Origin of the sequence: Streptomyces sp. x-80, from assembly GCF_046549095.1 — a bacterium.
Taxonomy (GTDB): Bacteria; Actinomycetota; Actinomycetes; order Streptomycetales; family Streptomycetaceae; genus Streptomyces; species Streptomyces celluloflavus.
Map to the genome: position 1 here is coordinate 84,374 of NZ_JAJPWM010000021.1, position 26,851 is coordinate 111,224.

The following is a 26,851-nucleotide window of genomic DNA, read 5'->3' on the forward strand; positions in this document are numbered from 1 at the left end:
AGAGACACGGATGAGCCAGCACCAGACATCCCTCGGCGTAGCGGTCATCGGCACCGGCCGGATGGGCGCCGACCACGTACGCCGGATCAACGACGTCATCAGCGGCGCCCGGGTGGCGGCGGTGGCCGACCTCGACGCGGACCGCGTCCAGCGCCTCGCGGACGGCATCGAGGGGTGTACCCCGTACACCGACCCGGCCGCCGCCATGGCCGACCCCGGGGTGGACGCCGTCCTGATCGCCTCGCCGGGCCCGGCCCACGAGGACGCGCTGCTCGCCGCCTTCGCGCGCGATCTGCCGGTGCTCTGCGAGAAGCCGCTGACCCCGGACCCGGCCTCCGCGCTGCGCGTCGTCGCGGCCGAGACCGCGCTCGGGCACCGGCGCGTCCAGGTCGGCTTCATGCGCCGCTACGACGCCGACTACCTCACCCTCAAATCCCTGCTGGACAACGGCGTCTACGGCCGTCCGCTGATGCTGCACAACAAACACCGCAACGCCGACACACCGCCCGGCTTCAGCAACGCGATGATGATCCACGACTCGGTGGTGCACGAGATCGATGTGACCCGCTGGCTGCTGGACGAGGAGATCACCGCGGTCCAGGTGCTCCGCCCGGCCCCCACCGGCCACGCCCCCGAGGGCCTCAGCGACCCGCAGCTGATCCTCTTCGAGACCGCCGGCGGCCGCGTCGTGGACACCGAACTGTTCGTCAACTGCCGCTTCGGCTACCAGGTCAGCTGCGAGGCGGTCTGCGAGGACGGCACCGCCCGGATCGGCGACGACCGCGGGGTCTTCGTGAACACCGCCGGCCACTGGGGCGGCGCCATCACCCCCGGCTTCGTGGAGCGCTTCGAGGAGGCGTACGACCGGCAGGTACAGCGCTGGGTGGACGCGACCCGGCGCGGTGCGGTCGAGGGCCCCAGCTGCTGGGACGGCTATGCGGCGGCCGCGGTCTGCGAGGCCGGGGTACGCGCCCAGGCCACCGGTGAGCGCGTCGCCGTGGAGCTGGCCGAGCGCCCCGCGCTGTACCGCTGAGGCCGCACCGCCGCATCGCCGCGCACCACGCCGCCACAGCCGCCGCATCCGCCGCACCGCGAAAGGCGCCCCTCGTCACCACCCTGAAAGGCCCCCGCACCATGCGCACCACCCCTGACCTCTGTCCGTCCCACCGCGCCATACCGCTCGCACCACCCACGTCGGCCGTCGTGCCGGATCACGGGCGGGAGGGCCATGCCGAGGCCACCGCCCGCCTCCCGCGCGAGACCACCGGCCGCCGCGTCACCGCGAACCGGAGCTGACGATGGCCGCTCCGACCAGCCAGGCGGCGCCCGCCGGCCCGCACGGGAACACCCGGGCCCGCAGCGCCAGACGCTTCATCGTCGGCATCGCCGCCATCGCCGCCCTCGGCGGCGCCCTCTTCGGCTACGACACCGGAGTGATCTCCGGCGCCCTGCCCTTCATGGAGAGCCACTTCGGCCTCACCTCCCTGGGCGAGGGCGTCATCACCAGCGCGCTGCTGATCGGCGCGGCCTTCGGCTCGCTGGCCGGCGGCCGGATGTCCGACGCGCTGGGGCGGCGCAACTCCCTGCTGTGGGCGGGCGCCGTGTTCATCGGCGGCGCGCTCGCGGTGGCCCTCGCCCCCTCCGTACCGTTCATGACCGTGGCCCGCTTCGTCCTCGGCCTCGCGGTCGGCAGCGCCTCCGTCATCACCCCGCTGTACCTGTCGGAGATCGCGCCCCCGCACATCCGCGGCCGGCTGGTCTCCTTCAACTCCCTGATGATCGTCAGCGGTCAGCTGCTCGCGTATCTCATCAACGCCGTCCTGGCGCACTGGGAAGCCTGGCGCTGGATGCTGGGCCTGGCCGCGCTGCCCGCCGTGGCGCTCTTCATCGGGCTGTTCTTCCTGCCGGACACCCCGCGCTGGTACATCAGCAAGGGCCGGCCCGACGACGCGGCCCGGGTGCTGCGCCGCACCCTGCCCGCCGAGGACGTCGCCGGGGAACTGGCCCGCATCGACCACGCCCGCGGACTGGAGGCCGACGCCCGCCGCGGCGCCTGGGAGGAGCTGCGGACACCGTGGGTGCGGCGGCTGCTGCTGGTCGGCATCGGGCTGGCGATCGTGCAGCAGATCACCGGCGTCAACGCCGTCATCTACTTCGCGCCCAAGATCCTCGCCGCCACCGGCCTGGGCACCAATGCCGCGATCACCGCCACCATCGCCGTCGGCGCCGTCTCCGTCATCGCCACCGCGATCGGGATGTCGCTGATCGACCGGGTCGGCCGGCGCCCCATGCTGATCTCCGGACTGGCCGGTATGACGGTCGCGCTGGCCCTGCTCGGCGCGTCCTTCCACCTGCCGCACTCCACGGCCGTCAGCTATCTGGTGCTCGGCCTGATGGTCCTCTACATGGCCTTCATGCAGGCCACCCTCAACACCGGCGTCTGGCTGCTGCTCGCCGAGATGTTCCCGCTCAAGGTGCGCGGACTGGCCATGGGCGCCGCGGTGTTCGTGATGTGGCTGGTCAACTTCTCCGTCGCACTGGTCTTCCCGCTGCTGCTCGACGCGGTCGGTGCCAGCGTCACGTTCTGGTTCTTCGGCGTGATGTGCGTCCTGTCCCTGTTCTTCTGCAAGCGGTACGCACCGGAGACCAAGGGCCTGGCCCTGGAGGACCTCGAACACGAGCTGCGCAAGGCGGCCACCCCGCGCTGACGGCCCGCCGGGCCGGGCCCCGGCCCGGCCACCGCGGTCCGGCCACCGCCCGGCCGTCCCCGCACCGCCCCGGCCGTCCCGCCTCGGTCACGGCTGTCACCGTTGTACGGGACTTCCGTCACAGCCGGTCGACAGCTCTCCGCGCCGCTCACCCGGCGCCGCCGACCGGGTCAGTCTGAGTGATCGCCAAGCCGTACGCGGTACCCCGCCGGCCCCTCGGACCGGCCCTGCGCACGGCTCCAGGAGGTGCGCAGAGATGACCGATCGCAGGCTCTGGTCGTACAGGGAGATCGCCGCACACATCCAGGTGCAGCCGGACACCGTGCGCGCGTACCGCAAGCACGGACTGCTGCCGGAGCCGGACCTGGTGGAAGGCGGCAAGCCGTACTGGTTCGCCGACACGGTCCGCGCGTGGGCGGCGCGCCGCCCCGGCAACCGCGGACGGCGCGGGTGGCGGGAATGAACCGAGCCCGCTCCGGGTGCGGCGGGTACGCCCGTGCCGTCGCCCGCCGACGGGGCGGCCGACGGCGGGGCAGCCGGCGTGGCCGGGGCGTCAGATCTGCCGGGGATGGCCGAAGAGCAGGTCATAGCCCGGAGGGAGCTGGAGCAGGACGCGCCGCATGAGTTCCTCGCCGGCGGCTTCGGCCACGACGCTGAGGACGGCGCCGACATCCCACTCGGCGGTCTCCTCGGTGGCTCCCTCGATCCACGCGGCGGTCGCCCGCACGAAACGGTCGGGGCCGAGCGGCTCGGCGGCGGGGAGCGGATTGAGCAGCACCAGCACACAGGTCGCGGGCAGCCGGGCGGCCAGTTCCGCCCGCTCGTCGCCCACGAGGTGCGCACCCAGGAGGCCGAGCACGACACGGGCCGCCCGCTCCGCCTCCCGCCGCGAAGGGTACTGACCCCGCTCCTGCACAGCGGCCAGGAACGCGTCCCACGACAGAGTCATCGGCGCTCCCTCCTCACTCTTCGGTGTCCGTCCCCGGCTCCCGGTTCCTCGCCCACCCTCGGCCGTCCGCCGGGTGCGGCGACGCGGCGGGCGCCCATCGGCACGGCCGCCGGACGGGCAGCGGCGCCCGGCATCCGGCATCCGGCATCCGGCATCCGCTCGGCGAACCGGCCGCCCCACGGGGGGCTGATCCGCACCGTCCGCACCGGCACCGGCCTCGGCCTCGGCCTCGGCATCCCGCCGTCTCGCACCCGAGATACAACTACAAACGGGCCATTTCCTTATATATCGCCCCGCCGCAACGTTGACAAGGGTCGGCTCAACATCATCCCGGACCGCCGACCCTAGGCGGTCCGCGGCGGGGCGGTCGATCCCCTGATCTCCAGCTCCGGGGCGACGAGTTGGCGGGCGGCGGGCCCGTCCGGCCGCTCCATCCGGTCCAGCAGACAGCGCGCGGCCCGGCGGCCCACCTCGTGACTGGCGTTGTTCACCGAGTTCAGCCAGAGATGCCGGATGCGCGAGAGGTAGGTGTTGTCGTAACCGACGAGGGACAGGTCGGCGGGCACCGCCAGGCCCAGCTCCTCCGCGGCGGACAGTGCGCCGACTCCCGAGATGTCGTTGAACGCGAAGAGGGCGGTGGGGCGCTCGCCGCCGCGCGCCGGGTTCAGCAGGCGGACGGCGGCGCGGTAGCCGCCCTCCTCGGTCCCGTCCCCGGTCTCCACGACGGCGGACAGCCCCGGCCCGTGCGCGCGTACGGCGGCCTCGAAACCGCGTCTGCGCGCCTCACCCACCAGCCCCTGCCCGGCGATATGGGCGAGCCGGGTGTGGCCGAGGCCGATGAGGTGCTCGGTGGCGAGCCGGGCGCCGCGCTCGTCGTCGTTGGCGACGATGTCGACCCGCGGCAGCCGGGGCCCGTGGTCGCCCGCGATCACGGTCGGCAGCCGCTCGGCGACCTCGGCCAGGCCCGCACTGTCCGGCAGCGTGCCGACGACGACGATGCCGTCCACCCGCAGCTCCAGAAAGGTGCGGGCGAAGCCCTGGCCGGCCCGCCGGTCGAGCCGTCCGTCGGCCATCAGCATCCGCAGCCCGTGCGCGTGCAGCAGCGAGTTCAGACCGTCGAGAACCTCCACGAACCAGGGGTTGCGCATGTCGTCGAGGAGCACACCGACGGTGTGCGTACGGCGCGCCACCAGGCTGCGGGCCGCGGCGTTCGGGCGGTACCCCAGCTCCTGGATCGCGTCCAGCACGGCCTGCCGCTTGCCGTCGCTGACCCGCAGCGAGCCCTGCAACACCAGCGAGACCAGCGACTTCGAGACGCCCGCGCGCTCGGCGACACCGCGGATCGTCGGGGGCCGGTCCGCGCTCGGCCGTTCATTGGACCGTTCCATGGGCGGAAATCCTTCCATTTGACCGGACCGGCGTCAACGCGAGCCGGCGTGACACCCCCAGGGCGGCCCACCTGAGCCGCCCTGGGGGTTGACATACGGACATACAGACATGCAGGGTGCCGGGACGGCGGCGTTGGACCGTTCCAAAGCGCATGCTTCCCAGCACACCCGGCGTCCGTCCGCTCCCGCCCCACCGCTCCCGCCCCGCCGCCCCCGCCCTGCTGCCCCCCCCGCACGCGGCGACAGAGCACACCCCCTCCCCTCCGCCTTCCCCTCACCTCACCTCCCCCTGGAAAGGAACCGGGCATGAAGATCGGCCTGATCGGCACCGGGCGCATCGGCGCGTTCCACGCCGAGACCCTCCGCGGCGTCCCCGGCGTCACCGGCATCGTCGTCGCGGACGCGGACACCGCGCGCGCCGCGTCGCTGGCGGACACCCTCGGCGTGCGCGCCGCCGCGAGCGTCGAGGAGATGTACGCGGACGGCCTGGACGGCGTGGTGATCACCGCCGCGACCAGCGCCCACGCCACGCTCATCCACCAGGCCCTGGACGCCGGGGTGCCGGTCTTCTGCGAGAAGCCGGTCGCCCTGGACGTACCGGGCACCCGCGACGTGGTGGCGCGGGCCGAGGCCGGCACCGTCCCCGTACAGATCGGTTTCCAGCGGCGCTTCGACGCCGGTTACCGCGCCGCCCGCGCGGCGCTCCGCTCCGGTGAGCTGGGCTGGCTGCACACCCTGCGCGCCTGCACCAGCGACCGGACACCGCCGCCCGCCGGGTACATCCCCACCTCCGGCGGCCTGTTCCGGGATTGCAGCATCCACGACTTCGACATCCTCCGCTGGCTGACCGGCCGCGAGGTGGTCTCGGTCTACGCCCAGGGCGCCAACCGTGGCGCGCCCTTCTTCGCCGCGGGCGATGACGTCGACACCTGTGCGGCGCTGCTGCGCTTCGACGACGACACCCTGGCCACCGTCACCGCGACCCGTTACAACGGCGCGGGCCACGATGTCCGGCTGGAGGTCTGCGGCTCCGAGGGCGCCCGGATCGTCGGCCTGGACGACCGCGCGCCGCTGCCGTCGGCCGAGACCGGACTGTCCTGGCAGCGCGCCGCGGCCCCGTACGCCACGTTCATGGAGCGCTTCCACGACGCGTACGTCACGGAACTGGGCGTCTTCACCGAGGTCGCCGCCGGCCGTACGCCGAGCCCCTGCTCGCCCGGCGAGGCGCTGGAGGCCCTGTACATCGCCGAGGCGTGCGAGCGCTCCCGCCGGACCGGCGAGCCGGTCGCCGTCGCGGACATCCGCGCCGCGGCCGGCGGCGGCGCGACCACGGACGCCTGACCGGCCACGGACGCCTGACCGGCCACGGCCGGGCACCCGGCCACGACGTCGGACCGCTCGGCGCGCCGAGGTGCGCCGAGGTGCCGGCGGGGGTCTCCCGGGCCCCCTCGGCGGCGTCGGCGCGCGCGGCGCCACCCCGGGACCGACCGGCACGATCCTCAGCCGCGGGCCGCCGCGTCCCGCCCTCCCCCGTCCGGGGACGCGCCCTCGGACGGTGCGGCTCCGGACGGTGCGGCCCCGCCGGGCGCGACCCCGGATATGCCGGATATGGCGGTCAGATCCAGCCGCCAGTCATGGGACCGCATCAGACACCCCTTCGGATACTCGAACTCGCACTCCCCCATGAGCTCGAATCCCGCCTTCCGGCAGACGGCGTTGGACGCGGCGTGGTGCACCGAAGGAAACGCGTGCAGATAGCGGTGCCGCCCCTCGGCCCCCGCTCGCCCGATGACCTCCCGTGCGGCCGCCACCGCGATGCCCCGGCCCTGGAACTCGGGCAGCACACCCCAGCCCGTCTCGTACGCCGCCGCACCCTGCCGGGTCAGCTCCCAGAACCCGATCGACCCCACCACGGCCCCCGGCTCGCCCCCGTCATCCCCCGGCACACCGTCCGGCAGCAGCACGACCCGGAACATCTGCCCCGCCCCGTCCAGGCCGAGATATCTCCGGTGCCGCGCGAGCAGTTGCCGCTCCGTCTCCGGGCCGCCCAGATGCCCGGTCATCTCCGGTGCGTTGAGCCTGCGCAGCAGATCGAGACCGGCCGCATCCCACGGTTCGATCCGCACCCGCGGTGGCGTCCGCCTACCCACCCCCGCCCTCGTCTGCGCCTGCGCCTCTGCCTCTGCCTGCGTCTGCGTCTTCCGCTGCGGCTTCATCTGCGTCTGCACCCGCCCCCGTCTCGTCCTGTCCGCACAGTACGGGCAGCCACTGACAACGCCGCCGAGCTGCGCAAACGCCCGGCCACGGCCTCCGGCCGGGTGTTTGCGCAGCCACGCGTCATGAACCCCGATCAGCCGGACCGGCCGAGTGCGCCCGCCGCCCGGGAGGCCCGCTGCCCCGGCCCCGCCGGCCCCTCCGGCCCGTTGCCGCCCTTGCCGCTCCCGTCGCCCGGCACCCGCGCGGACCGGCGGCGGGCCGTCCACTGGATCGCCGTGCCCACCGCGGCGACCATGCAGGAGACGCCCACACCGACCCCGGCGGCGTAGAGCGGATCGCCCGCGGCGGCGCTGCCGAGGTAGCCGAGGCCGATCGAGTACGTCGCCCACGTCGTCTCGGCGAACGCGGCGCCGAGCGCGTACCTGCGGACCGGATAGCGCAGCACACCGGCCGCCAGCGGACCGGCGATCCGCCCGCTGGGCAGGAACCGGACACCGATCACGAACGGCAGGCCGTAGCGCTCGATCCGGACCAGGGTCCACTCCAGCATCGCCCGGCGCCGGGGCCTGCGCAGCATCCAGGCCCGTACGGGGCCGCCGAACCGCCGGGCGACGAGGTGCATAAGGAGGTCACCCAGCGTGGCGCTGCCCGCGACGACCAGCAGGATCAGCGGGAGATAGGCATGCCCCTCGGAGGCGAGCACACCGGCGGTGACGAGCAGCGCGGAGTTGGGGACCAGCGGCGGCAGGGTGGTGAGCGCCAGCAGGCCGTACAGGGCGAACGCGTCCATCCGGCCGCCTCCTCGGATCCGCCCCGAGCCCGTACCCCCCAGGCTGACGCGCGGCGCGGCGCACGGCAACGCGTACGGCCCGGCACGCTCCGGCGGGGCACCGCTCGGCGCGTCGTGCGGCGGCGGCGCGCGGTGCGGCGGCGCACGGTTGGATTGATACCCCCTAGGGGTATAAAGTGAAGGCATCGGGAAGCGCCGGGCGACACCGGAGCCCCTCGTACAACACCGACATCACACGGAACACATCGGCACCACAAGGAGAGACCCATGGCCGAGAACAGCTCCTGCTGCACCTCCGAAGACTCCTGCCACTCCGGCGACACCGACGTCCAGGTGGGCGCGGTGACCACCACCTACCAGGTCAGCGGTATGACGTGTGGTCACTGCGAGGGCGCCGTGTCGTCCGAGATCTCCGAGATCACCGGGGTCAGCTCGGTGCAGGCCGTGGCGGCGACCGGCCTGGTGACCGTCGTGTCGCAGGCCCCGCTCGACGACGAGGCCGTGCGCGCGGCCGTCGACGAGGCGGGATACGAGCTCGTGGGCCAGGCGGCCTGACCGCGATGTCCGGTTCCGGCACGCAGGCGCGGGTCGAACTCGCCATCGGCGGGATGACCTGCGCCTCGTGCGCGGCGCGCGTCGAGAAGAAGCTCAACCGCATGCCGGGCGTCACCGCCGCCGTCAACTACGCGACGGAGCGGGCGAAGGTCTCCTACGGGGACGGCGTCTCGGTCGCGGACCTGATCGCCACGGTGGAGAAGACCGGCTACACGGCGCGTCCGCCCGCGCCCGCGGAGCCCGCACCGTCCGCCGCGGCCCCAGGCGCACCACCGGCCGACGACGACGGCTCCACCGGCGCCCTGCGGCAGCGGCTGGCGGTCTGCGCCGTACTGGCCGTGCCCGTCATCGTGCTGGCGATGGTGCCCGCGCTCCAGTTCACCTACTGGCAGTGGCTGTCGCTGACCCTCGCCGCGCCGGTCGTCGTCTGGGGCGGTTACCCCTTCCACCGCGCCACCTGGACGCATGTGCGGCGCGGCGCCGCCACCATGGACACCCTCGTGTCCCTGGGGACGCTCGCCGCGTTCGGCTGGTCCCTGTGGGCGCTGTTCCTCGGCGACGCGGGTGCGCCGGGTATGCGGCACGGCTTCGATCTGACGGTCTCGCGTACCGAGGGTTCCTCGGCGATCTATCTGGAGGTCGCGGCCGGGGTGACCGTCTTTCTGCTGCTGGGCCGCTATCTGGAGGCGCGTGCGAAGCGGAAGGCGGGCGCGGCGCTGCGGGCGCTGCTCGAACTGGGCGCCAGGGACGTCGCCGTACTGCGCGACGGCCGCGAAGTCCGCGTCCCCACCGCGGAGCTGAGCGTCGGCGACCGGTTCGTCGTACGCCCCGGCGAGAAGATCGCCACCGACGGACGGGTCGTGGCAGGCACCTCCGCGGTGGACGCGTCGATGCTCACCGGCGAGTCCGTCCCGGTCGAGGTCGCCCCCGGCGACCCGGTCACGGGGGCGACGGTGAACGCCGCCGGGCGGCTGGAGATCGAGGCCACCCGGGTCGGCGGCGATACCCAACTCGCCCGGATGGCACGGCTGGTCGAGGCCGCCCAGAGCGGCAAGGCCGAGGTGCAGCGGCTGGCGGACCGGGTCTCCGCGGTCTTCGTGCCGGTGGTGCTGCTGATCGCGGCCGGCACACTGGCCGGCCGGCTGCTGGCGACCGGCGATGCGACGGCGTCGTTCACCGCCGCGGTGGCCGTCCTGATCATCGCCTGCCCCTGTGCCCTGGGCCTCGCGACGCCGACCGCGCTGATGGTCGGTACGGGCCGCGGCGCCCAGCTCGGCATCCTGCTCAAGGGGCCCGAGGTACTGGAGTCGACCCGGCGGGTGGACACCGTCCTGCTGGACAAGACCGGCACGGTCACCACCGGCCGGATGAGCCTGGCGGAGGTCACCGCCGCCGACGGTGTCGCGGAGGGCGAACTGCTGCGGCTGGCCGGGGCGTTGGAGCACGCCTCGGAGCATCCGGTGGCCCGCGCCGTCGCGGCGGGCGCGGCGGAGCGGGTGGGCCAACCGCCCCCGGTGGAAGGGTTCGTGAACGTGCCGGGGCTGGGCGCCCGCGGCGTCGTGGCCGGGCACCGGGTACTGGCCGGGCGGGCGGCGCTGGCCGAGGGGGCCGGGATCGTGCTGCCGCCGGAGCTGCGGACGGCGCTGGCGGCCGCCGAAGTCGCGGGCCGTACCGCCGTGGTGGTGGCCTGGGACGGCCGGGCGTGCGGGGTGCTCGCGGTCGCCGACGCGGTGAAGCCCACCAGCGCCGAGGCCGTCCACCGGCTCCGCGCCCTCGGACTCACCCCGGTCCTGCTCACCGGCGACAACGAAGCCGTGGCCCAAGCGGTCGCCACCGAGGTCGGCATCGACGAGGTCATCGCCGAAGTCCTCCCCGAGGACAAAGTCGCCGTCATCCAACGACTCCAGGCCCAAGGCCGCTCCGTCGCCATGGTCGGCGACGGCGTCAACGACGCCGCCGCCCTCGCCACCGCCGACCTCGGACTCGCCATGGGCACCGGCACCGACGCCGCCATCGAAGCCGGCGACCTCACCCTCGTCCGCGGCGACCTCCGCGCCGCCGCCGACGCCATCCGCCTCGCCCGCGCCACCCTCGGCACGATCAAGGGAAATCTCTGCTGGGCGTTCGGTTACAACGTCGCGGCGCTCCCGCTGGCCGCGGCCGGACTGCTCAACCCGATGATCGCGGGCGCCGCGATGGCCTTCTCGTCGGTCTTTGTGGTCACCAACAGCCTGCGGCTGCGCGCTTTCACATAGCTCTCACAACTGACACAACACCCATACGGGAAAGCCTTGATCTGCAAATCGCAACCCTTGACCATATTCGCCCCCTTATGGCAGGAGACCCAGATCACAGAGATCCGAACGTAACCATTGAGGGGGGTCGTGAGTCTAACCGGGCAGTGCAGGCACCCCGGCGGGGCTTGCACTGCAAAGCCGTGCCGATCTTGGGGGATCGTGCTCGGCAACGCGTAGCCGGGGCGACGCGCCCGGGGAGCTTTGAGCGGCCCTCCCGAATGTGCGCGTCCCGGCAGAGCGCGGTGCAACCCAGAACGCCCGGACGGATCCCGTGGGGGGAATCCGAACCGGGACAAGGGAAGCGCCCCGCACTCCGGACCCGTGGGGGGATCTGGAGGCGGGGCGCTTCTCGTTTGCGCCACACTTCCGGCGGCCCGCACAAGGCCGTGGGCGGCGCTCCCGGCGGCCCGTACGAGGCCGTGGCCGACGCGGCAGTGTCGGCCCTCGACGGCCCCGTACGCGACCGGCCCCCGTCCCTTCGAGGGGGCGGGGGCCGGTCCGGGGTCACTGCGCTCGGCGCGAGGCCGTCAGCGCTGCTCGACCGGGACGAAGTCGCGCTCGACGACGCCGGTGTAGATCTGGCGCGGGCGGCCGATGCGGGAGCCGGGCTCCTTGATCATCTCGTGCCACTGGGCGATCCAGCCGGGCAGCCGGCCGAGCGCGAAGAGCACGGTGAACATCTCGGTCGGGAAGCCCATAGCCCGGTAGATCAGGCCGGTGTAGAAGTCGACGTTCGGGTAGAGCTTGCGCGAGACGAAGTAGTCGTCGGAGAGCGCGTGCTCCTCCAGCTTGAGGGCGATGTCCAGCAGCTCGTCGGACTTGCCGAGGGCCGACAGGACGTCGTGCGCCGCCGCCTTGATGATCTTCGCCCGGGGGTCGAAGTTCTTGTAGACGCGGTGCCCGAAGCCCATGAGCTTCACGCCGTCTTCCTTGTTCTTCACCTTGCGGATGAAGGCGTCGACATCGCCGCCGTCGCGCTGGATGCCTTCCAGCATCTCCAGCACCGACTGGTTGGCGCCGCCGTGCAGCGGGCCCCACAGCGCGTTGATACCGGCCGAGATCGAGGCGAAGAGGTTCGCCTGCGAGGAGCCGACCAGGCGCACGGTGGAGGTGGAGCAGTTCTGCTCGTGGTCCGCGTGCAGGATCAGCAGCTTGTCCAGGGCACCGACGACGACCGGGTCGAGGTCGAACTCGGCGGCCGGCACCGAGAACGTCATCCGCAGGAAGTTCTCGACGTAGCCGAGCTCGTTGCTCGGGTAGACGACCGGGTGACCGACGGACTTCTTGTACGCGTACGCCGCGATCGTGGGCAGCTTGGCCAGCAGCCGGATCGTGGAGATGTGCCGCTGCCGCTCGTCGAACGGGTTGTGGCTGTCCTGGTAGAACGTCGACAGCGCGCTGACGACCGACGACAGCATCGCCATCGGGTGGGCGTCCCGGGGGAAGCCGTCGTAGAAGCGCTTGACGTCCTCGTGCAGCAGGGTGTGGTAGGTGATGTCCTGCTTGAAGTTCGCCAGCTCGTCAACGGTGGGCAGCTCACCGTTGATCAGCAGGTACGCGGTCTCGACGAACGTGCTGCGCTCTGCGAGCTGCTCGATCGGGTAGCCGCGGTAGCGAAGAATGCCGTTCTCACCGTCCAGATAGGTGATCGCGGATTTATACGCGGCAGTGTTGCCGTAACCGGAATCCAGGGTCACCAGACCGGTCTGGGCGCGCAGCTTCGAGATGTCGAAGCCCTTGTCGCCGACGCTGCTGTCGACAATCGGGTAGCTGTATTCGCCGTCCCCGTAACGCAGTACTACAGAGTTGTCGCTCACGTCATCCCTCACCGACGTTGTGCCTCTTCTTCGAGGTGCCCTGACTGCCTATACCTTCCCCCATTTGGACCTTGGATGTGCACTCGGGGTCGGCCATAGAGCCTCATCGCGGCACTCAGTGCCGTCCGAGCGCCCATCCTGCTCCCTTTCGCCCCGATTGGGAAAGGGGTGACATCACATCGCACCGCCAAGCCGGTGATCGAGGGCCGTACACCGCCGACCGGCGGATACGGTGCGCACGGCCTGCCCCAGAGCCCTCCGGGAGCCGACCAGCACCACCAATCGTTTTGCCCGGGTCACGGCGGTATACAACAGATTGCGTTGCAACATCATCCAGGCGCTCGTGGTGACCGGAATCACCACGGCGGGGTATTCGCTGCCCTGTGAGCGATGGATCGTCACCGCGTAGGCGTGCGAGAGCTCGTCGAGTTCGTCGAAGTCGTAGGGGACCTCCTCGTCCTCGTCGGTGACCACCGTCAGCTGCTGGTCGTCGACGTTCAGCGCGGTCACCACGCCGACCGTGCCGTTGAAGACGCCGTTACGGCCTTTTTCATAGTTGTTACGGATCTGGGTGACTTTGTCGCCGACCCGGAAGACCCGGCCGCCGAAGCGCCGCTCGGGCAGATCGGGGCGCGCCGGGGTGACGGCCTGCTGGAGCAGGGCGTTCAGGGCGCCCGCGCCGGCCGGACCGCGGTGCATCGGCGCCAGCACCTGGACGTCCCGGCGCGGGTCGAGTCCGAACTTCGCCGGGATCCGGTGGGCCACCACGTCGACCGTCAGCCGCCCGGTCTCCTCCGTGTCCTCCTCGGCGAACAGGAAGAAATCCGGCAGGCCGGTCGTCAGCGGCGGGACGCCGGAATTGATGCGGTGGGCGTTCGTGACCACCCCGGACTGCTGGGCCTGCCGGAAGATCCTGGTCAGCCGGACGGCCGGCACCGGACCGGACTCGGCGAGCAGATCGCGCAGCACCTCGCCCGCACCGACCGACGGCAGCTGGTCGACATCCCCCACCAGCAGCAGATGAGCACCGGGCGGCACCGCCTTGACGAGCTTGTTCGCGAGCAGCAGATCGAGCATCGACGCCTCGTCCACCACCACCAGATCGGCGTCGAGCGGGCGGTCCGCGTCGTACGCGGCGTCGCCGCCGGGCCTGAGCTCCAGGAGGCGGTGCACCGTGGAGGCGTCCGCCCCGGTCAGCTCCGCGAGCCGCTTGGCCGCCCGGCCGGTCGGCGCCGCCAGCACCACCTTGGCCTTCTTCGCACGGGCCAGCTCCACCACCGAACGGACCGTGAAGGACTTGCCGCAGCCCGGCCCGCCGGTGAGCACCGCCACTTTCCGCGTCAGCGCCAGCCGCACCGCCGCCTGCTGCTCCGGCGCCAGCTCGGCGCCCGTCCGCTTCGCGAGCCACGCCAGCGCCTTGTCCCACGCCACGTCCCGGAACGCCGGCATTCGGTCCTCGTCCGTCCGCAGCAGCCGGGTCAGCCGGCCGGCCAGGGAGATCTCCGCGCGGTGGAACGGCACCAGATAGACGGCGGTGACCCGCTCGCCGTCCGCGTCGCCCGGCACCTGCTCGCGGACTACCCCCTCGGGGTCCGCGGCCAGCTCGCCCAGACAGTCGATGACCAGTCCGGTGTCCACCTGGAGCAGCTTCACCGCGTCCGCGATCAGCCGCTCCTCGGGGAGGAAGCAGTGCCCCTGGTCGGTGGACTGCGACAGGGCGTACTGGAGGCCCGCCTTGACCCGGTCGGGGCTGTCGTGCGGGATGCCGACGGCCTGGGCGATGCGGTCGGCGGTCAGAAAGCCGATGCCCCACACGTCCGCGGCCAGGCGGTAGGGCTGGTTGCGGACGACGGAGATGGAGGCGTCGCCGTACTTCTTGTAGATGCGCACCGCGATGGAGGTCGAGACGCCGACGCCCTGGAGGAAGACCATCACTTCCTTGATGGCCTTCTGCTCCTCCCACGCCGCGCCGATCAGCTTCGTCCGCTTCGGGCCGAGGCCGGGCACCTCGATCAGCCGCTCGGGCCGCTCCTCGATGACGTCGAGGGTGTCCGTGCCGAAGTGCTCCACGATGCGGTCGGCGATCCGCGGGCCGATGCCCTTGATCAGCCCCGAGCCGAGATAGCGCCGGATGCCCTGGATCGTCGCGGGCAGGACGGTGGTGTAGTTCTCGACCGTGAACTGCTTGCCGTACTGCGGATGGGAGCCCCAGCGCCCCTCCATGCGCAGCGACTCCCCCGGCTGCGCGCCGAGCAACGCACCGACGACGGTGAGGAGATCGCCGGCGCCCCGGCCGGTGTCGACCCGCGCGACCGTGTAGCCGCTGTCCTCGTTGGCGTAGGTGATCCGCTCCAGGACCCCTTCCACCACGGCTGCGTTGACCATGACCCGACCGTACCGCCCGGGTCCGACAACGCGCCCTGGCCGGTCTCCCAGGGCCGCCGCCCGCCCGGCGGCCCCGCGCCCGGACCGTCATCGAGGGGTCCGGCACCGCGCCGGACCCCTCGGTTCCCCCTCCGGACCGGCCCCGGATCCCCCCGGATCCCTCCCCTGACGGGACCGACGCCGGATATGACCTTCGTGGCCGCGGAACGGTTGTGCCCTTTCGCCGGGCCATTGCCCGGTCACCGGAGGTGGCGGCTGCGCGGTCTCCGGATGTGGCGGCCCGGGGCCCGCCGGCGCCGTCAGCCGACGTGCGCCGCGAAGCGGTTGACGATCTCGGCCAGGACCTGCGCGCCGTCCCGTGCCCACAGCGCCGGGTTGAAGATCTCCACCTCGATGGGCCCCCGGTAGCCGGCCGCGTCGACCCGCTCCCGGAACCACCGGAAGTCCACCGACCCGTCGCCGAGCTGCCCGCGCCCCAGGAGGACGCCCTCGGGCAGCGGGGTGACCCAGTCGGCCAGCTGGAAGGCGGCGATCCGCGAGCCGGCACCACCGCCCGCCGGTCCCCCGGCCCTGCCCGTACCACCGGCCCCGTCCACCGCATCCGACGCGGCTGCCGTATCCGTCCCGGCCGACCCCGCGTCCGCCCCGCCCGCGCGGGCGATCTGGGCACCGGCCGTGTCGTCCCACCACAGGTGGTACGTGTCCACGACCACCCCTACCTGGTCGGCGGGGAACCGTTCGGCGAGATCGAGCGCCTGGGTGAGGGTGGAGACCACACACCGGTCCGCCGCGTACATCGGGTGCAGCGGTTCGATCGCCAGCCGTACGCCCCGCGCCGCGGCGTACGGCCCCAACTCGCCCAGCGCGTCCGCGATCCGCTCCCGGGCACCGCGCAGATCGCGGCTGCCGGGCGGCAGCCCGCCGGCTACCAGGACCAGGGTGTCCGTACTGAGGGCGGCGGCCTCCTCGATGGCGGCCCGGTTGTCGTCCAGGGCGGCCGCCCGCCCGGCCGGGTCCAGGGCGGTGAGGAATCCGCCGCGGCACAGGCTGGTGACGGTCAGCCCGGCGTCCCGTACGAGCCGGGCGGCGGCGGCCACCCCGTACTCCTGCACCGGCGCGCGCCACAGGCCCACCCCGCGCACGCCCGCCCGCGCGCACCCGTCGGCGAGCTCCGGCAACGACCACTGTTTGACGGTCTCCTGGTTGAGGCTCAGACGGGCGAGCAGACCGTCCGCGGCGGCCGGCCGGCCGGAGTCCGTCATGCGTCCGCCTCCCCGTACACGGCGAGCAGCCCGCGCATCCGGGCGGCGGCGAGCTCCGGGTCCGGGAAGAGACCGAGCCCGTCGGCCAGTTCGTACGCGCGCCGCAGATGCGGCAGCGAGCGGGCCGACTGGAGCCCGCCGACCATGGTGAAGTGCGACTGGTGCCCGGCGAGCCAGGCCAGCAGTACGACGCCGGTCTTGTAGTAGCGGGTCGGCGCCTGGAAGAGGTGCCGGGCGAGCGCGACGGTCGGGTCCAGGGCGGCCCGGAAGGCGGCCGGGTCCCCGCGGTCCGCCGGGTCCCCGGGGACCGCGGGGTCCAGGAGGCGCACGGCCTCGGCCGCCAGTGGTGCCAGCGGGTCGAAGACGCCCAGCAGCGCATGGCTGAAACCGTGCTCGTCACCCGCGATCAGCTCGGGGTAGTGGAAATCGTCGCCGGTGTAGCAGCGGACGCCGGCCGGCAGTCGGCGGCGCAGCCGCACCTCCCGGCCGGCGTCCAGCAGGGAGACCTTGACGCCGTCCACCTTGCCGGGGTGGTCGGCGATGATCCGCAGGAAGGTCTCGGTGGCGGCGTCGAGATCGGCGCTGCCCCAGTAGCCCTCCAGCGCCGGGTCGAACATCGGGCCGAGCCAGTGCAGGATGACCGGTCCGGTGGCCTGGCGCAGCAGATGGCCGTACAGCTCCAGATAGTCCGCCGGTCCGGTGGCGGCCGCGGCGAGCTGCCGGGACGCCATCAGGACCGGCCGGCCGCCGGCGTTTTCGACGAGCCCCAGCTGCTCCTCGTACGCGCCCCGGACCGCCGCCAACGACGCGCCGTGCGCGGGGAGCTGGTCGGTGCCGGCGCCGCAGGCCAGCAGGCCGCCGACGGCCCGTGCCTCGGCGGCGGAGCGGCGGATCAGCTCGGCGGCGGCCGGCCAGTCCAGGCCCATCCCGCGCTGCGCGGTGTCCATCGCCTCGGCCACGCCCAGGCCGTGCGACCACAGGTGGTGGCGGAAGGCGAGGGTGGCGTCCCAGTCGATGGCGGCCGGGCCGTCCACCGGGGTGTCGGCGCGCGGATCGGCGACCACGTGGGCGGCGGCGAAGACGGTACGGGCGGCCGCCGGCCGACGCCGGCCCGCCCGGGGCCCGGCGGCGGTCACAGCGTCAGCTCCGGCACGTCCAGGCGGCGCCCCTCGGCCGACGACCGCAGCCCCAGTTCGGCGAGCTGGACACCACGGGCGCCCGCCATCAGGTCCCAGCGCCAGGGTTCGTCGCGGACGACATGCCGCAGGAACAGCTCCCACTGCGCCTTGAAGCCGTTGTCGAACGCGGCGTTGTCGGGGACTTCCTGCCACTGTTCGCGGAACCGCTCACTCGCCGGAATGTCCGGATTCCAGACGGGTTTGGGGGTGCTGGAGCGGTGCTGGACCCGGCAGCCGCGCAGTCCGGCGACGGCCGATCCCTCGGTGCCGTCCACCTGGAACTCCACCAGTTCGTCGCGGTGCACCCGCACCGCCCAGGAGGAGTTGAGCTGCGCGACGATGCCGCCCGCCAGCTCGAAGATGCCGTACGCGGCGTCGTCGGCGGTGGCGTCGTACGGCGTGCCCGACTCGTCCCAGCGGCGCGGAATGTGCGTGGTGACCTGCGCCTGGACGGTCTTGACCGGCCCGAACAGCTCGTGCAGCACATACTCCCAGTGCGGGAACATATCGGCCGCGATGCCGCCGCCGTCCTCGGCGCGGTAGTTCCACGAGGGGCGCTGCGCCTCCTGCCAGTCGCCCTCGAAGACCCAGTAGCCGAACTCGCCCCGTACGGACAGGATGCGGCCGAAGAACCCGCCCTCCACCAGGCGGCGGAGCTTGCGCAGACCGGGCAGGAAGAGCTTGTCCTGGACGACGCCGTGTTTGATGCCGGCGTCCCTGGCCGACCGGGCCAGCCCCAGCGCACCGGCCAGCCCGGTGGCGGTCGGCTTCTCGACGTACAGATGCTTCCCGGCGGCAATCGCTTTCTGCACCGCCTCCTCGCGGGCGGCGGTGACCTGCGCGTCGAAGTAGATGTCGATGCCGTCGTCGCCGAGCACGGTGTCGAGGTCGGTGCTCCAGTGCTCCAGACCGTGCCGTTCGGCCAGTGTCCGCAGCTTGTGCGCGGAGCGGCCGACGAGGACCGGTTCCGGCCAGATCACCGTCCCGTCGCCCAGGTCCAGGCCGCCCTGTTCCCGCAGGGCGAGCAGGGAGCGGACCAGATGCTGGCGGTATCCCATGCGTCCGGTCACGCCGTTCATGGCGATGCGTACGGTCGTGCGTGTCACGGCCCGGCCTCTCTCACTCGGCACTGACGGCAGGTCAGTTCGTTCGATGCGGGTGCGGATGGCGGTGCGGGTGCCCATAGGGGTGCATGCGAAGGCAGGTTCAGTAAGCGCTTTCCATCGCGAGAGAAGCTAACCTGCGGTGCGGGACACGGACAAGAGGCGGGACGCGGAAAGCGCGGCACCCGGCGAGGGAAGCGCGGGAATCCCTGACCGCATGGACCACATAGGCCCAACGGATCGCACAGCAGGCACGACGCGCACGGAACGCGCGGAACGTACGGGGAGGATGGGCCCTATGGGGAATTCGGGGAGCACGAGAAAAACAAGAAGCACGAGGAGTACGGGGAGGCCGCGATGGCGGTGACGCTGGCGGATGTGGCGGCGCGGGCGCGCGTCTCGGCGGCGACGGTCTCACGGGTGCTCAGCGGCAACTACCCGGTGGCCGAAGGCACCCGCGGCCGGGTGCTGCGCGCCGTCGAGGAACTGGCGTACGTCGTCAACGGCCCGGCCAGCGCGCTCGCCGCCGCCAGCTCCGACCTGGTCGGCATCCTGGTCAACGACATCGCCGACCCGTTCTTCGGGATCATCGCCGGCGCCGTGCAGACGGAGCTGAGCGGCGCGGCACAGGGAGGCGAGAAGCTGGCCGTGGTGTGCAACACGGGCGGCTCCCCCGAGCGCGAACTGACCTATCTCACCTTGTTGCAGCGGCAGCGGGCGGCCGCGGTCGTACTGACCGGCAGCGCCTCGGAGGACGCCGCACACGCACGGGCGCTGACCGCCACTCTGGCGCGACTGGCGGACGCGGGCACCCGGGTGGTGCTGTGCGGACGGCCGACGGGGGCGGCGACCGCGGCGGAGACGACGGGAGCGGTACCGGGCGAGAGCCAGGGGGCGGAAGAGGCCCGGGAGCCGGGGAAGGCGCGAGGAGCGGGAAGGACCCTGGGGGCGGACGAGACCCGACCCCGGGCCCCCCTCACCACACTCGCCGCGCCCGCCCCCCTGACCACTCTCGCGTTCGACAACCGGGGCGGTGCACGGCAGTTGACCGCCCACCTCATCGGCCTCGGCCACCGCCGTATCGGCTGCGTCGCGGGGCCGGCCGGCCGCACCACCACCGGCGAGCGCCTGGCGGGCCATCGCGCCGCACTCGCCGCGTACGGCATCGCGGACGCCCCGCGGCGTACCGTGCACGGCGCCTACGACCGCGCCTCCGGCTACGACGCCGCCGCGGAACTCCTGCGCAGGGAAGCCGGTCTGACCGCGATCGTGGCGGCCAACGACACCGCCGCGCTGGGCGTCTGCGCGGCGGTGCGCGACCGCGGACTGCGTATCCCCGAGGACGTGTCCGTCGCGGGCTTCGACGATCTGCCGTTCAGCGTGGACGCCACGCCGGCGCTGACGACCGTCCGGCTGCCGCTCCAGGAGGCGGGCGCGCGGGCCGGCCGGCTGGCGATGGGGCGCGCGGAACGGCCGCCGGGCGGACTGGCCACACTGCACGCCGAGTTGATCGTGCGTGCCTCCACGTCCATCCCCTACCATTGACTCAGTCAAGCGTAAAGGCGGGTTCGCGATGACAGCCGGGTCGACCAGCAGGAAGACGGCCGGAACAACGGCTGGGCAGGCGCCCGGGACGCGACGTACCGCGGGGGCGGCCGGGACGCGGCGTACCGCGACGGCCGATCCCGATGTGCAGGAGATGCGCCGGTTCAACCGCTTCTACACCAACCTCATCGGCGCGCTCGATTACGGCCGCCATCTCTACACCCCGTACACCCTCACCGAGGCCCGGGTGCTCTACGAGGTCGCCCACCATCAGCGGGTGGACGCCGCCGACCTGCGCGCATCGCTGTCACTGGACGCCGGGTATCTCAGCCGGCTGCTCGGCAAGTTCGCGGACCGCGAGCTGATCACCCGCGGCAGATCCGACCAGGATCCCCGCCGGCAGCGCATCACACTGACCGAGCGCGGCCGGGAGACGGTCGGCCTGCTGGAGGAGCGTTCGCAGAACGCCGCGGGCTCGCTGCTGGAGCGGCTCCCCGCGGCGGACCGGGCCCGCCTGGTGGCGTCGATGCGGACGATCCGCGACCTGCTGGACGACACCACCCCCACTCCCCCGCCTGCCTCACCTGCCTCCGCTCCCAGCCCAAGTCCCGCTGCTGCTCCTGCTCCCGCCCCTGGGCCTTCCCCCTCCTCCGTCCCCGAGGTCGTCCTGCGCACCAGCAGGCCCGGCGATCTGGGCTGGATGGTCGAGCGCAACGCCACCTGCTACGCGGCGGAGTACGGCTTCGATCTGAGCTACGAAGCGCTGGTGGCCCGGATCGTCGCGGAGTACGCCGAGGCGTTCGACCCGGAACGGGACCGCACCTGGATCGCCGAGCTGGCCGGCGAGCGGGTCGGCGCGGTGATGTGCGTCCGGGACACCCGGCCCGGGGCCGCCCGGCTGCGGCTGCTGCTCGTGGAGCCCGCCGCCCGAGGGCACGGCGTGGGGCACCAACTCGTCGCCGCCTGTGTGGAGTTCGCCCGCTCGGCCGGGTACACCGAGCTGGTGCTGTGGACCAACTCGGTGCTGAGCGCGGCCCGGAGCATCTATCAGCACACCGGATTCGAGCTGGTCGGCGAGGCACCGCACCACAGTTTCGGTCAGGACCTCATCGGCCAGGACTGGCGACTGGTCCTGTGACGGCAGGGGCCGTACGGACGGTGGTGACGCGACGAACGGTGGTGCCGCAACGGACGACGTTGACACCACGGACGACGGCGACGCCACGGGCGAGCGGGACCACACGGGGCACGAGGGGCCACACGGGGCGCGAAGGGCCACCGGAGTGACGCCGCCGTGGCGAAGGCCGGAAGAGACCGGAAGAGACCGGAAGGGAAGCGATAGCCGATTACCGAATCGACAAGTGAACCGGTACAAGAGCCGACAAGTGAACCGATGAAAGAGCCAAGGAGAGGGCCCGTGACCGGAGACGCCGCGAACGAAGCCGCCGGGGACGCGGCGGGCGGCACCAGGAGCGCGGCGGTGCGGTTCGCGTTCTCGACTCTCGGCGTGCCCGGGATGCCGGTGCCCGAGGTGCTGAAGCTGGCCACCGGTACCGGGTATCAGGGGGTGGAGCTGCGCGCCCATCCGGAGGAGCCGGTGCACCTCGGGACCGGGGCGCGCGAACGGGCCGCGGTGCGCGGGCGGTTCGCGGACGCCGGCATCGACATCCTGGCGGTCGCCGGATACGCCAAGGTCGCCGCGGCCCTGGACGCGGCGGGCGAGGCGGCGCTGGCACGCGAGCTGACCGAGCTGGTGCTGCTCGCCGCCGATCTGGGAGCGCCCTTCGTACGGGTGTTCCCCGGCGGTGGTGACCGCCCGGCGGAGGCGGCGGAGGCGGACGCCGTCCGCCGGCTCGCCGCGCTGGCACCGCTCGCCGCCGAACGGGGCGTCCGCGTCCTGCTGGAGACCCACGACTCGCACCGCACGGGTACCGCCGCCGCCCGCGTCCTGGGCCCGGTGGGCCACCACAGCATCGGCGCGCTCTGGGACGTACTGCACAGCTGGCTCGGCGGCGAACGGCCCGCCGACACAGAGACCGCGCTCGCCCCGTATCTGGGATATGTCCAGGTCAAGGACGTCGCCTCGGCCGAGGACACCACCCCGCTCCCGCTCGGCACCGGCGCCCTGCCGCTCGCCGCCGCCCTCGCCGCCCTCGGCCGGGCGGGAAGGTACGGCGGCGGCCGGGCGGACGGCCGGGCTCCCGGCGACTGGCTGTGCTGGGAGTACGAAAAGCGCTGGTACCCGGGGGCGGCCGAACTCCCCGCCCGGCTGGCCGCGGGCCGCGCCCATCTCCAACACCTCCTCGACACCAGCGCGCCAACGAGCACCTAGGGCCCCTCCCGGCAGGCTTTGCCCCGTAGCGCCGCCCAGCACGCACGCTCGCCACGTTGGCCAAAAGCCCTGGTAGCTCCGCTACAAGGACCTCCGGCCGCCTTACGATCGCACACACCGCACAACGCTCCTCACGGGGCGAACATCGCCGGTCACGGCACTAGTACGCCCGGCACCACGGCCACACCGGCATCCGGCGCGAACGCATCGACGGCCCAGTGCCCGAGCGCCGGGCGTCGAGTGCCGATTTCTGAGTCCCGGCTCCCGGCGTCCGACTTCCCGCTCCCGGCTCCCGGCATCCGGCATCCGGCATCCGGCATCCGGCGCAACCACCTCACCGGCCGAGTGGGACAGGGCGAGGCCCCGATCGATGCCGTACCGGCGGATCTCGCCCGCACACCGCGACGATCAGGGGGCCACGCGTCGGCGACGACCACGCGGGACCGTGCGGCGTGCCCCCCCGCGCACGCCCGCCCACGCCCACACCCTCCCCCACGCCGTCCGCCCACGCCGTCGCCCACCACCGCAGACGACGGCAACGCCGACGGCAATGGCAGTGGCAGTGGCAGTGGCAGCGGCAACGGCAACCGGCAACCGGCAACCGGCAACCGGCAACCGGCAACGACGATGCCCCCCACCCCGCCCATCCCACACCCCAGCCCGCCCCGCAAGCCCTGGGCGCCACCTCGCTCTCAGTCGTTGACCGGCACGCGTTTTCCGGCTATCCGTGTCACCTCGGAAGAGATTCCCGCCGACTCGCCGGGCAAGCCCTGAGCCGACCCCGGGACCGCCCTGAGCCAGCCCCGAGACAGCCCCGAGCACGCCCCGAGCACGCCACGAGGACCCCTTTGAGGCCCCCTGAGGGAGCCCCCTCCGGAAGGAGCGCACATGCACTCCCGACGTACCGTCCTGACCACCGCCGCGGCCGCCGCGGCCGCCTGTGCCGCGGGCGCCGCCCCCGCGCAGGCCACCGCGGCGGCCACCGCTCCGGCCCGCGACGGCCGGCCCGCCGTCCCGGCCCCCGCGACCCCCGGCGCCGCGACCCGGGCCCGGCTGCGCCGTCTCATCTCCCGTATGACGCCCGAGGAGAAGGTCGGCCAGCTCTTCGTGATGCGGGTCTACGGGCACTCCGCGACCGACCCCGACCCGGCCGACGTGGCGGCGAACCGGCAGGAGATCGGGGTCTCCGACGCCGCCGAGCTGATCGCCAGATACCACGTCGGCGGCATCATCTACTTCGGCTGGGCGCACAACACCCGTGAGCCGCATCAGATCGCCGACCTCTCCAACGGCATCCAGCGGGCCGCCGCCGCCCAGCGCGTCCCCGTTCCGCTGCTGATCTCCACCGACCAGGAGCACGGCGCCGTGGCCCGGATCGGCGCGCCCGCCACGCTCTTCCCCGGGGCGATGGCGCTCGGCGCGGCCGGCTCCCGCGACGACACCCGTACGGCGGCCCGGATCGCCGGTGCGGAGCTGCGCGCGATGGGCCTGCGGCAGAACTACGCGCCGGACGCGGACGTCAACGTCAACCCGGCCAACCCGGTCATCGGCGTCCGTTCCTTCGGCGCCGATCCGCAGGCCGTGGCCCGGCTGGCCGCCGCCGCGGTACGGGGCTATCAGAGTGCCGGGGTCGCGGCCTGTGCCAAGCACTTCCCCGGGCACGGCGACACCGACACCGACAGCCACATCGGGCTGCCCCGCATCTCCCACACCGCCGCGGAGTGGGAACGGCTGGACGCGCCGCCCTTCAAGGCCGCCATCGCCGCCGGTATCGATTCGATCATGACGGCGCATATCGTCGTCCCCGCCTTCGACCCGAGCGGGGACCCGGCCACGCTCTCCCGCCCGATCCTCACCGGCATCCTGCGCGAACGGCTCGGCTACGACGGTGTGGTGGTGACCGATTCGCTCGGCATGGAAGGCGTCCGGGTGAAGTACGGCGACGCCCGGGTGCCGGTGCTGGCCCTGAAGGCGGGTGTCGACCAGCTGCTCAACCCGCCGGATCTGGCCGTCGCGCACGCCGCGGTCCTCAAGGCGCTCCGGGAGGGCGAGCTGTCCGGCCCCGACATCGACGCGAAGCTGCTGCGCATCCTGCTGCTGAAGGAGCGGCGCGGCCTCTTCGCGGACCCGTACACCACACAGCGGGCGGTGGACCGGGTGGTCGGCACCGGCGCGCACCTCGCCACCGCGGACCGGATCGCGGACCGCACCACCACCTTGCTGCGCAACGACGACGGGCTGCTGCCGCTCTCCCGCCGCCGCGAACACCGGGTGCTGGTGGTCGGCGCCGACGCCGACGCGCCGTCCGGCACCGGCGGTCCGCCCACCGCCGTCCTGGCCACCGCCCTGCGCGGGCTCGGGTTCGCGGCCACCGCCCTCGCCACGGGCACGGCACCGTCGCGGGAGCTGATCGACCGGGCCGTGGCGGCGCTCGCCGACCGGGACGCGGTGGTGGTGGCGACGTACAACGTCAGCGCCGGCTCGCCGCAGCGGCAGCTGGTCGCCGCCCTCCTGGCGAGCGGGAAACCGGTGGTGCAGCTGGCGGTGCGCAATCCGTACGACATCGCCCACCTGGACGGCGTCAAGGCGGGCCTGGTGAGCTACTCGTGGACGGATGTGGAGCTGCGGGCCACGGCGCGGGTGATCGCGGGCCACCGGGAGCCGGCCGGCCGGCTCCCGGTCCCGGTGCTGCGCGCCGGCACCCCGGCCACGGTGCTCTACCCGATCGGCCACGGCCTGACGTACTGAGGCCCCGCACGGCGCCGGGCACACACGTACGCCCCCGGACGGCGCGCACCCCGGCGGGAGAGCGCGCCCCAGGGGCGTACGGGAGCGGCGCGGCGGCCGTTAGGCGCGCACGGCAGCAGCCTCGGTCACGGCAGCAGCGGCGTCGCCGTCCGCCGCAGCTCCTGCTTGTCCAGCTTCTTGTTGTACGGGGCCTGCGGGGTGGCCTTGCCGTTCACGGGCGCCTTGAGGCCGGCCCAGCCGAGGAGTTCGGCGGTGGCCTTGGTCCGGTCGGCGTCCTTCAGCTTGGCGATGTTGGAGCCGTGGTTGCCGCCGGGGACGGTGAAGACGTACGAGTTCCGGGAGCCCTTGCCGAGCTCGAAGTGCTCCGAACTCCACGGGTCGTACTCGCCGTTGACGAACATCATCCGGTTGGCGTGCTGGCGCACCCAGCGGTCGATGTCGGGCATCGCGCGCTTGTCGAAGCGCATCGGGATCTCCCGCGGCACGAACGACCGGGAGTTGTTGATGCCGGGGTACTTCAGCAGGCCCTTGAGCTGCGGGTAGTGGTAGCCGGGCTCACCGAGCTGGGTGCCCGCCTGGTAGTAGTACGGAAGGTAGGACTCCAGGCCCTGGTCGGTGTAGCTGGCGAAGCCGCCGATCTTGTCCATCCACGCCCACAGGGCGTCCGTGGAGACGGTCGGCTTGGGCACCTCGGCGCAGGCGGTCGCGGCCGGCTGGTACTGCCAGAAGCCGAACACCAGGTCCGTGACCATGACTTCGTAGGAGCGGTCGGCGTTGCCGACGGTCTTGAAGGTCCGGCCTTCCTTGTCGGCCCACTTCTGGAAGCGGTCGACCATCTCACCGCGGCGCACCAGCGCCTCGCGCTCGACGGCGGCGAGGTCGGCGCGGCACTGCGCGGTCCCGACGGTCCGGAAGAACCGGTCGTACGCGGAGTCCTCGTCGTTGTTGACGTCGTTGGGCGCGACGTAGGCGACGGTGCCGTTCATGTCGTGGGGGAAGAAGCGGCGGTAGTAGGTCGCCGTCATACCGCCCTTGCTGCCGCCGGTGGCGATCCAGTTCTTGGGATAGATCCGGTGCAGGGCCTGGAAGATGCGGTGCTGGTCGTTCGCGCCCTGGCGGATGTCCAGTTTCGTCCAGTCGGTGGGCCGGGGCCGCGACGGGGTGAAGTAGCGGTATTCCAGGGAGACCTGGTTGCCGTCGATGATCTGCGTCGGCTCGCTGCGGGACGGACTGGTGCTGACGTTGTAACCGGAGGTGAAGAACACCGTCGGGCGGTCCACCGACTTGTGCAGCAGGGTCAGCCGCTGCTGGAAGGTGCCCCTGGCCGGGTGCCGGTGGTCGATCGGCTGGGTGTAGTTCAGGACGAAGTAGCGGTAGCCCTCGACCGGTTTCTCCTCTATGAGGCTCATCCCCGGTATGGCGAGGATCCGGTCCTTGATATCCGTGGTGCGCGTGGTATCCGTACGGTTCGACTCGGCGGCGGTAGCTGCCCCTGCCGTGGCCCCGCCGGCACCCACTGTGCCGACGAGCACGACGAGCGACAGCAGCCATCTGATGGCCTTGCGCATATGTCCTCC

The 26,851-nt window shown here is 72.8% G+C and carries 20 protein-coding genes and 1 pseudogene; 11 read left to right on the forward strand and 10 right to left on the reverse strand.

Annotation, left to right across the window (positions count from 1 at the left end; genetic code table 11):
* Nucleotides 1-10: 10 nt before the first annotated feature.
* The 4 genes from ACLJWH_RS33325 (at nt 11) to ACLJWH_RS33340 (ending at nt 3,171) form a co-directional block, all read left to right on the forward strand.
* Nucleotides 11-1,033, forward strand: coding sequence for a Gfo/Idh/MocA family protein (locus ACLJWH_RS33325; protein WP_411145513.1), 1,023 nt, complete (start codon nt 11-13; stop codon nt 1,031-1,033).
* A 101-nt stretch (nt 1,034-1,134) separates the two neighbouring features.
* Nucleotides 1,135-1,296, forward strand: coding sequence for a hypothetical protein (locus tag ACLJWH_RS33330; RefSeq protein ID WP_411145514.1), 162 nt, complete (start codon nt 1,135-1,137; stop codon nt 1,294-1,296).
* A gap of 2 nt (nt 1,297-1,298) precedes the next feature.
* A complete protein-coding gene (locus ACLJWH_RS33335; protein WP_411145515.1) occupies nt 1,299-2,708 on the forward strand; it encodes a sugar porter family MFS transporter in 1,410 nt (469 codons plus the stop codon).
* 256 nt (nt 2,709-2,964) lie between these two features.
* Nucleotides 2,965-3,171, forward strand: a complete 207-nt coding sequence (locus tag ACLJWH_RS33340; RefSeq protein WP_411145516.1) for a MerR family transcriptional regulator — start codon at nt 2,965-2,967, stop codon at nt 3,169-3,171.
* A 90-nt stretch (nt 3,172-3,261) separates the two neighbouring features.
* Here the strand turns inward: ACLJWH_RS33340 and ACLJWH_RS33345 are convergent, their stop codons facing one another.
* Complete coding sequence (locus ACLJWH_RS33345) at nt 3,262-3,657, reverse strand: DUF2267 domain-containing protein (RefSeq protein WP_411145517.1); 396 nt, start codon at nt 3,655-3,657, stop codon at nt 3,262-3,264.
* 344 nt (nt 3,658-4,001) lie between these two features.
* Nucleotides 4,002-5,045: a LacI family DNA-binding transcriptional regulator gene (locus ACLJWH_RS33350; protein ID WP_411145518.1), complete on the reverse strand. Its 1,044-nt coding sequence runs from the start codon at nt 5,043-5,045 to the stop codon at nt 4,002-4,004.
* Between the two features lie 306 nt (nt 5,046-5,351).
* Here ACLJWH_RS33350 and ACLJWH_RS33355 point away from each other — a divergent pair, with 306 nt between their 5' ends.
* Nucleotides 5,352-6,386 carry a Gfo/Idh/MocA family oxidoreductase gene (locus ACLJWH_RS33355; protein WP_411145519.1) on the forward strand — a complete coding sequence of 345 codons (1,035 nt, stop codon included), beginning with the start codon at nt 5,352-5,354 and terminating at the stop codon, nt 6,384-6,386.
* A 272-nt stretch (nt 6,387-6,658) separates the two neighbouring features.
* On the opposite strand, the pseudogene ACLJWH_RS33360 reads toward ACLJWH_RS33355, so the two are convergent.
* Both ACLJWH_RS33360 and ACLJWH_RS33365 read right to left on the reverse strand, forming a co-directional pair.
* Nucleotides 6,659-7,261: pseudogene (locus ACLJWH_RS33360) on the reverse strand (GNAT family N-acetyltransferase); the annotation flags it as partial.
* 134 nt (nt 7,262-7,395) lie between these two features.
* A complete protein-coding gene (locus tag ACLJWH_RS33365; RefSeq protein ID WP_411145520.1) occupies nt 7,396-8,052 on the reverse strand; it encodes a DedA family protein in 657 nt (218 codons plus the stop codon).
* Between the two features lie 267 nt (nt 8,053-8,319).
* On the opposite strand from ACLJWH_RS33365, the gene ACLJWH_RS33370 reads away from it, so the two are divergent.
* Both ACLJWH_RS33370 and ACLJWH_RS33375 read left to right on the forward strand, forming a co-directional pair.
* The gene (locus tag ACLJWH_RS33370) at nt 8,320-8,607 is read left to right on the forward strand and encodes a heavy-metal-associated domain-containing protein (RefSeq protein ID WP_411145521.1); all 288 of its coding nucleotides are present in this window, start codon (nt 8,320-8,322) and stop codon (nt 8,605-8,607) included.
* A gap of 5 nt (nt 8,608-8,612) precedes the next feature.
* Nucleotides 8,613-10,862 carry a heavy metal translocating P-type ATPase gene (locus ACLJWH_RS33375; protein WP_411145522.1) on the forward strand — a complete coding sequence of 750 codons (2,250 nt, stop codon included), beginning with the start codon at nt 8,613-8,615 and terminating at the stop codon, nt 10,860-10,862.
* 569 nt (nt 10,863-11,431) lie between these two features.
* Here ACLJWH_RS33375 and ACLJWH_RS33380 read toward each other — a convergent pair.
* The 5 genes from ACLJWH_RS33380 to ACLJWH_RS33400 all read right to left on the reverse strand — a co-directional run bounded on the left by ACLJWH_RS33380 (nt 11,432) and on the right by ACLJWH_RS33400 (nt 18,652).
* Nucleotides 11,432-12,721: a citrate synthase gene (locus ACLJWH_RS33380; protein ID WP_052860693.1), complete on the reverse strand. Its 1,290-nt coding sequence runs from the start codon at nt 12,719-12,721 to the stop codon at nt 11,432-11,434.
* Between the two features lie 174 nt (nt 12,722-12,895).
* On the reverse strand, nt 12,896-15,106 hold the full coding sequence (locus ACLJWH_RS33385; RefSeq protein ID WP_411145523.1) for an ATP-dependent RecD-like DNA helicase: 2,211 nt from the start codon (nt 15,104-15,106) through the stop codon (nt 12,896-12,898).
* Between the two features lie 299 nt (nt 15,107-15,405).
* Nucleotides 15,406-16,368 carry a sugar phosphate isomerase/epimerase family protein gene (locus tag ACLJWH_RS33390; protein WP_411145524.1) on the reverse strand — a complete coding sequence of 321 codons (963 nt, stop codon included), beginning with the start codon at nt 16,366-16,368 and terminating at the stop codon, nt 15,406-15,408.
* Nucleotides 16,365-17,504 (reverse strand): dihydrodipicolinate synthase family protein, encoded by a 1,140-nt coding sequence (locus tag ACLJWH_RS33395; RefSeq protein WP_411145525.1) that lies wholly within the window; start codon nt 17,502-17,504, stop codon nt 16,365-16,367. Before ACLJWH_RS33395 ends, ACLJWH_RS33390 begins: the two co-directional genes overlap by 4 nt.
* Complete coding sequence (locus ACLJWH_RS33400) at nt 17,501-18,652, reverse strand: Gfo/Idh/MocA family protein (RefSeq protein ID WP_411145526.1); 1,152 nt, start codon at nt 18,650-18,652, stop codon at nt 17,501-17,503. Before ACLJWH_RS33400 ends, ACLJWH_RS33395 begins: the two co-directional genes overlap by 4 nt.
* Before the next feature lie 354 nt (nt 18,653-19,006).
* Between ACLJWH_RS33400 and ACLJWH_RS33405 the strand changes: the two genes are divergently transcribed.
* From ACLJWH_RS33405 to ACLJWH_RS33420, 4 genes are all read left to right on the forward strand, one after another.
* Nucleotides 19,007-20,194, forward strand: a complete 1,188-nt coding sequence (locus ACLJWH_RS33405; protein ID WP_411145527.1) for a LacI family DNA-binding transcriptional regulator — start codon at nt 19,007-19,009, stop codon at nt 20,192-20,194.
* A 154-nt stretch (nt 20,195-20,348) separates the two neighbouring features.
* Complete coding sequence (locus ACLJWH_RS33410; RefSeq protein WP_411145585.1) at nt 20,349-21,332, forward strand: GNAT family N-acetyltransferase; 984 nt, start codon at nt 20,349-20,351, stop codon at nt 21,330-21,332.
* Nucleotides 21,333-21,674: 342 nt separating this feature from the next.
* Nucleotides 21,675-22,526, forward strand: a complete 852-nt coding sequence (locus ACLJWH_RS33415; protein ID WP_411145586.1) for a sugar phosphate isomerase/epimerase family protein — start codon at nt 21,675-21,677, stop codon at nt 22,524-22,526.
* 888 nt (nt 22,527-23,414) lie between these two features.
* The gene (locus tag ACLJWH_RS33420; protein ID WP_411145528.1) at nt 23,415-25,274 is read left to right on the forward strand and encodes a glycoside hydrolase family 3 protein; all 1,860 of its coding nucleotides are present in this window, start codon (nt 23,415-23,417) and stop codon (nt 25,272-25,274) included.
* Nucleotides 25,275-25,399: 125 nt separating this feature from the next.
* Here the strand turns inward: ACLJWH_RS33420 and ACLJWH_RS33425 are convergent, their stop codons facing one another.
* Nucleotides 25,400-26,842 carry a S28 family serine protease gene (locus ACLJWH_RS33425; RefSeq protein WP_411145529.1) on the reverse strand — a complete coding sequence of 481 codons (1,443 nt, stop codon included), beginning with the start codon at nt 26,840-26,842 and terminating at the stop codon, nt 25,400-25,402.
* Nucleotides 26,843-26,851 lie beyond the last annotated feature (9 nt).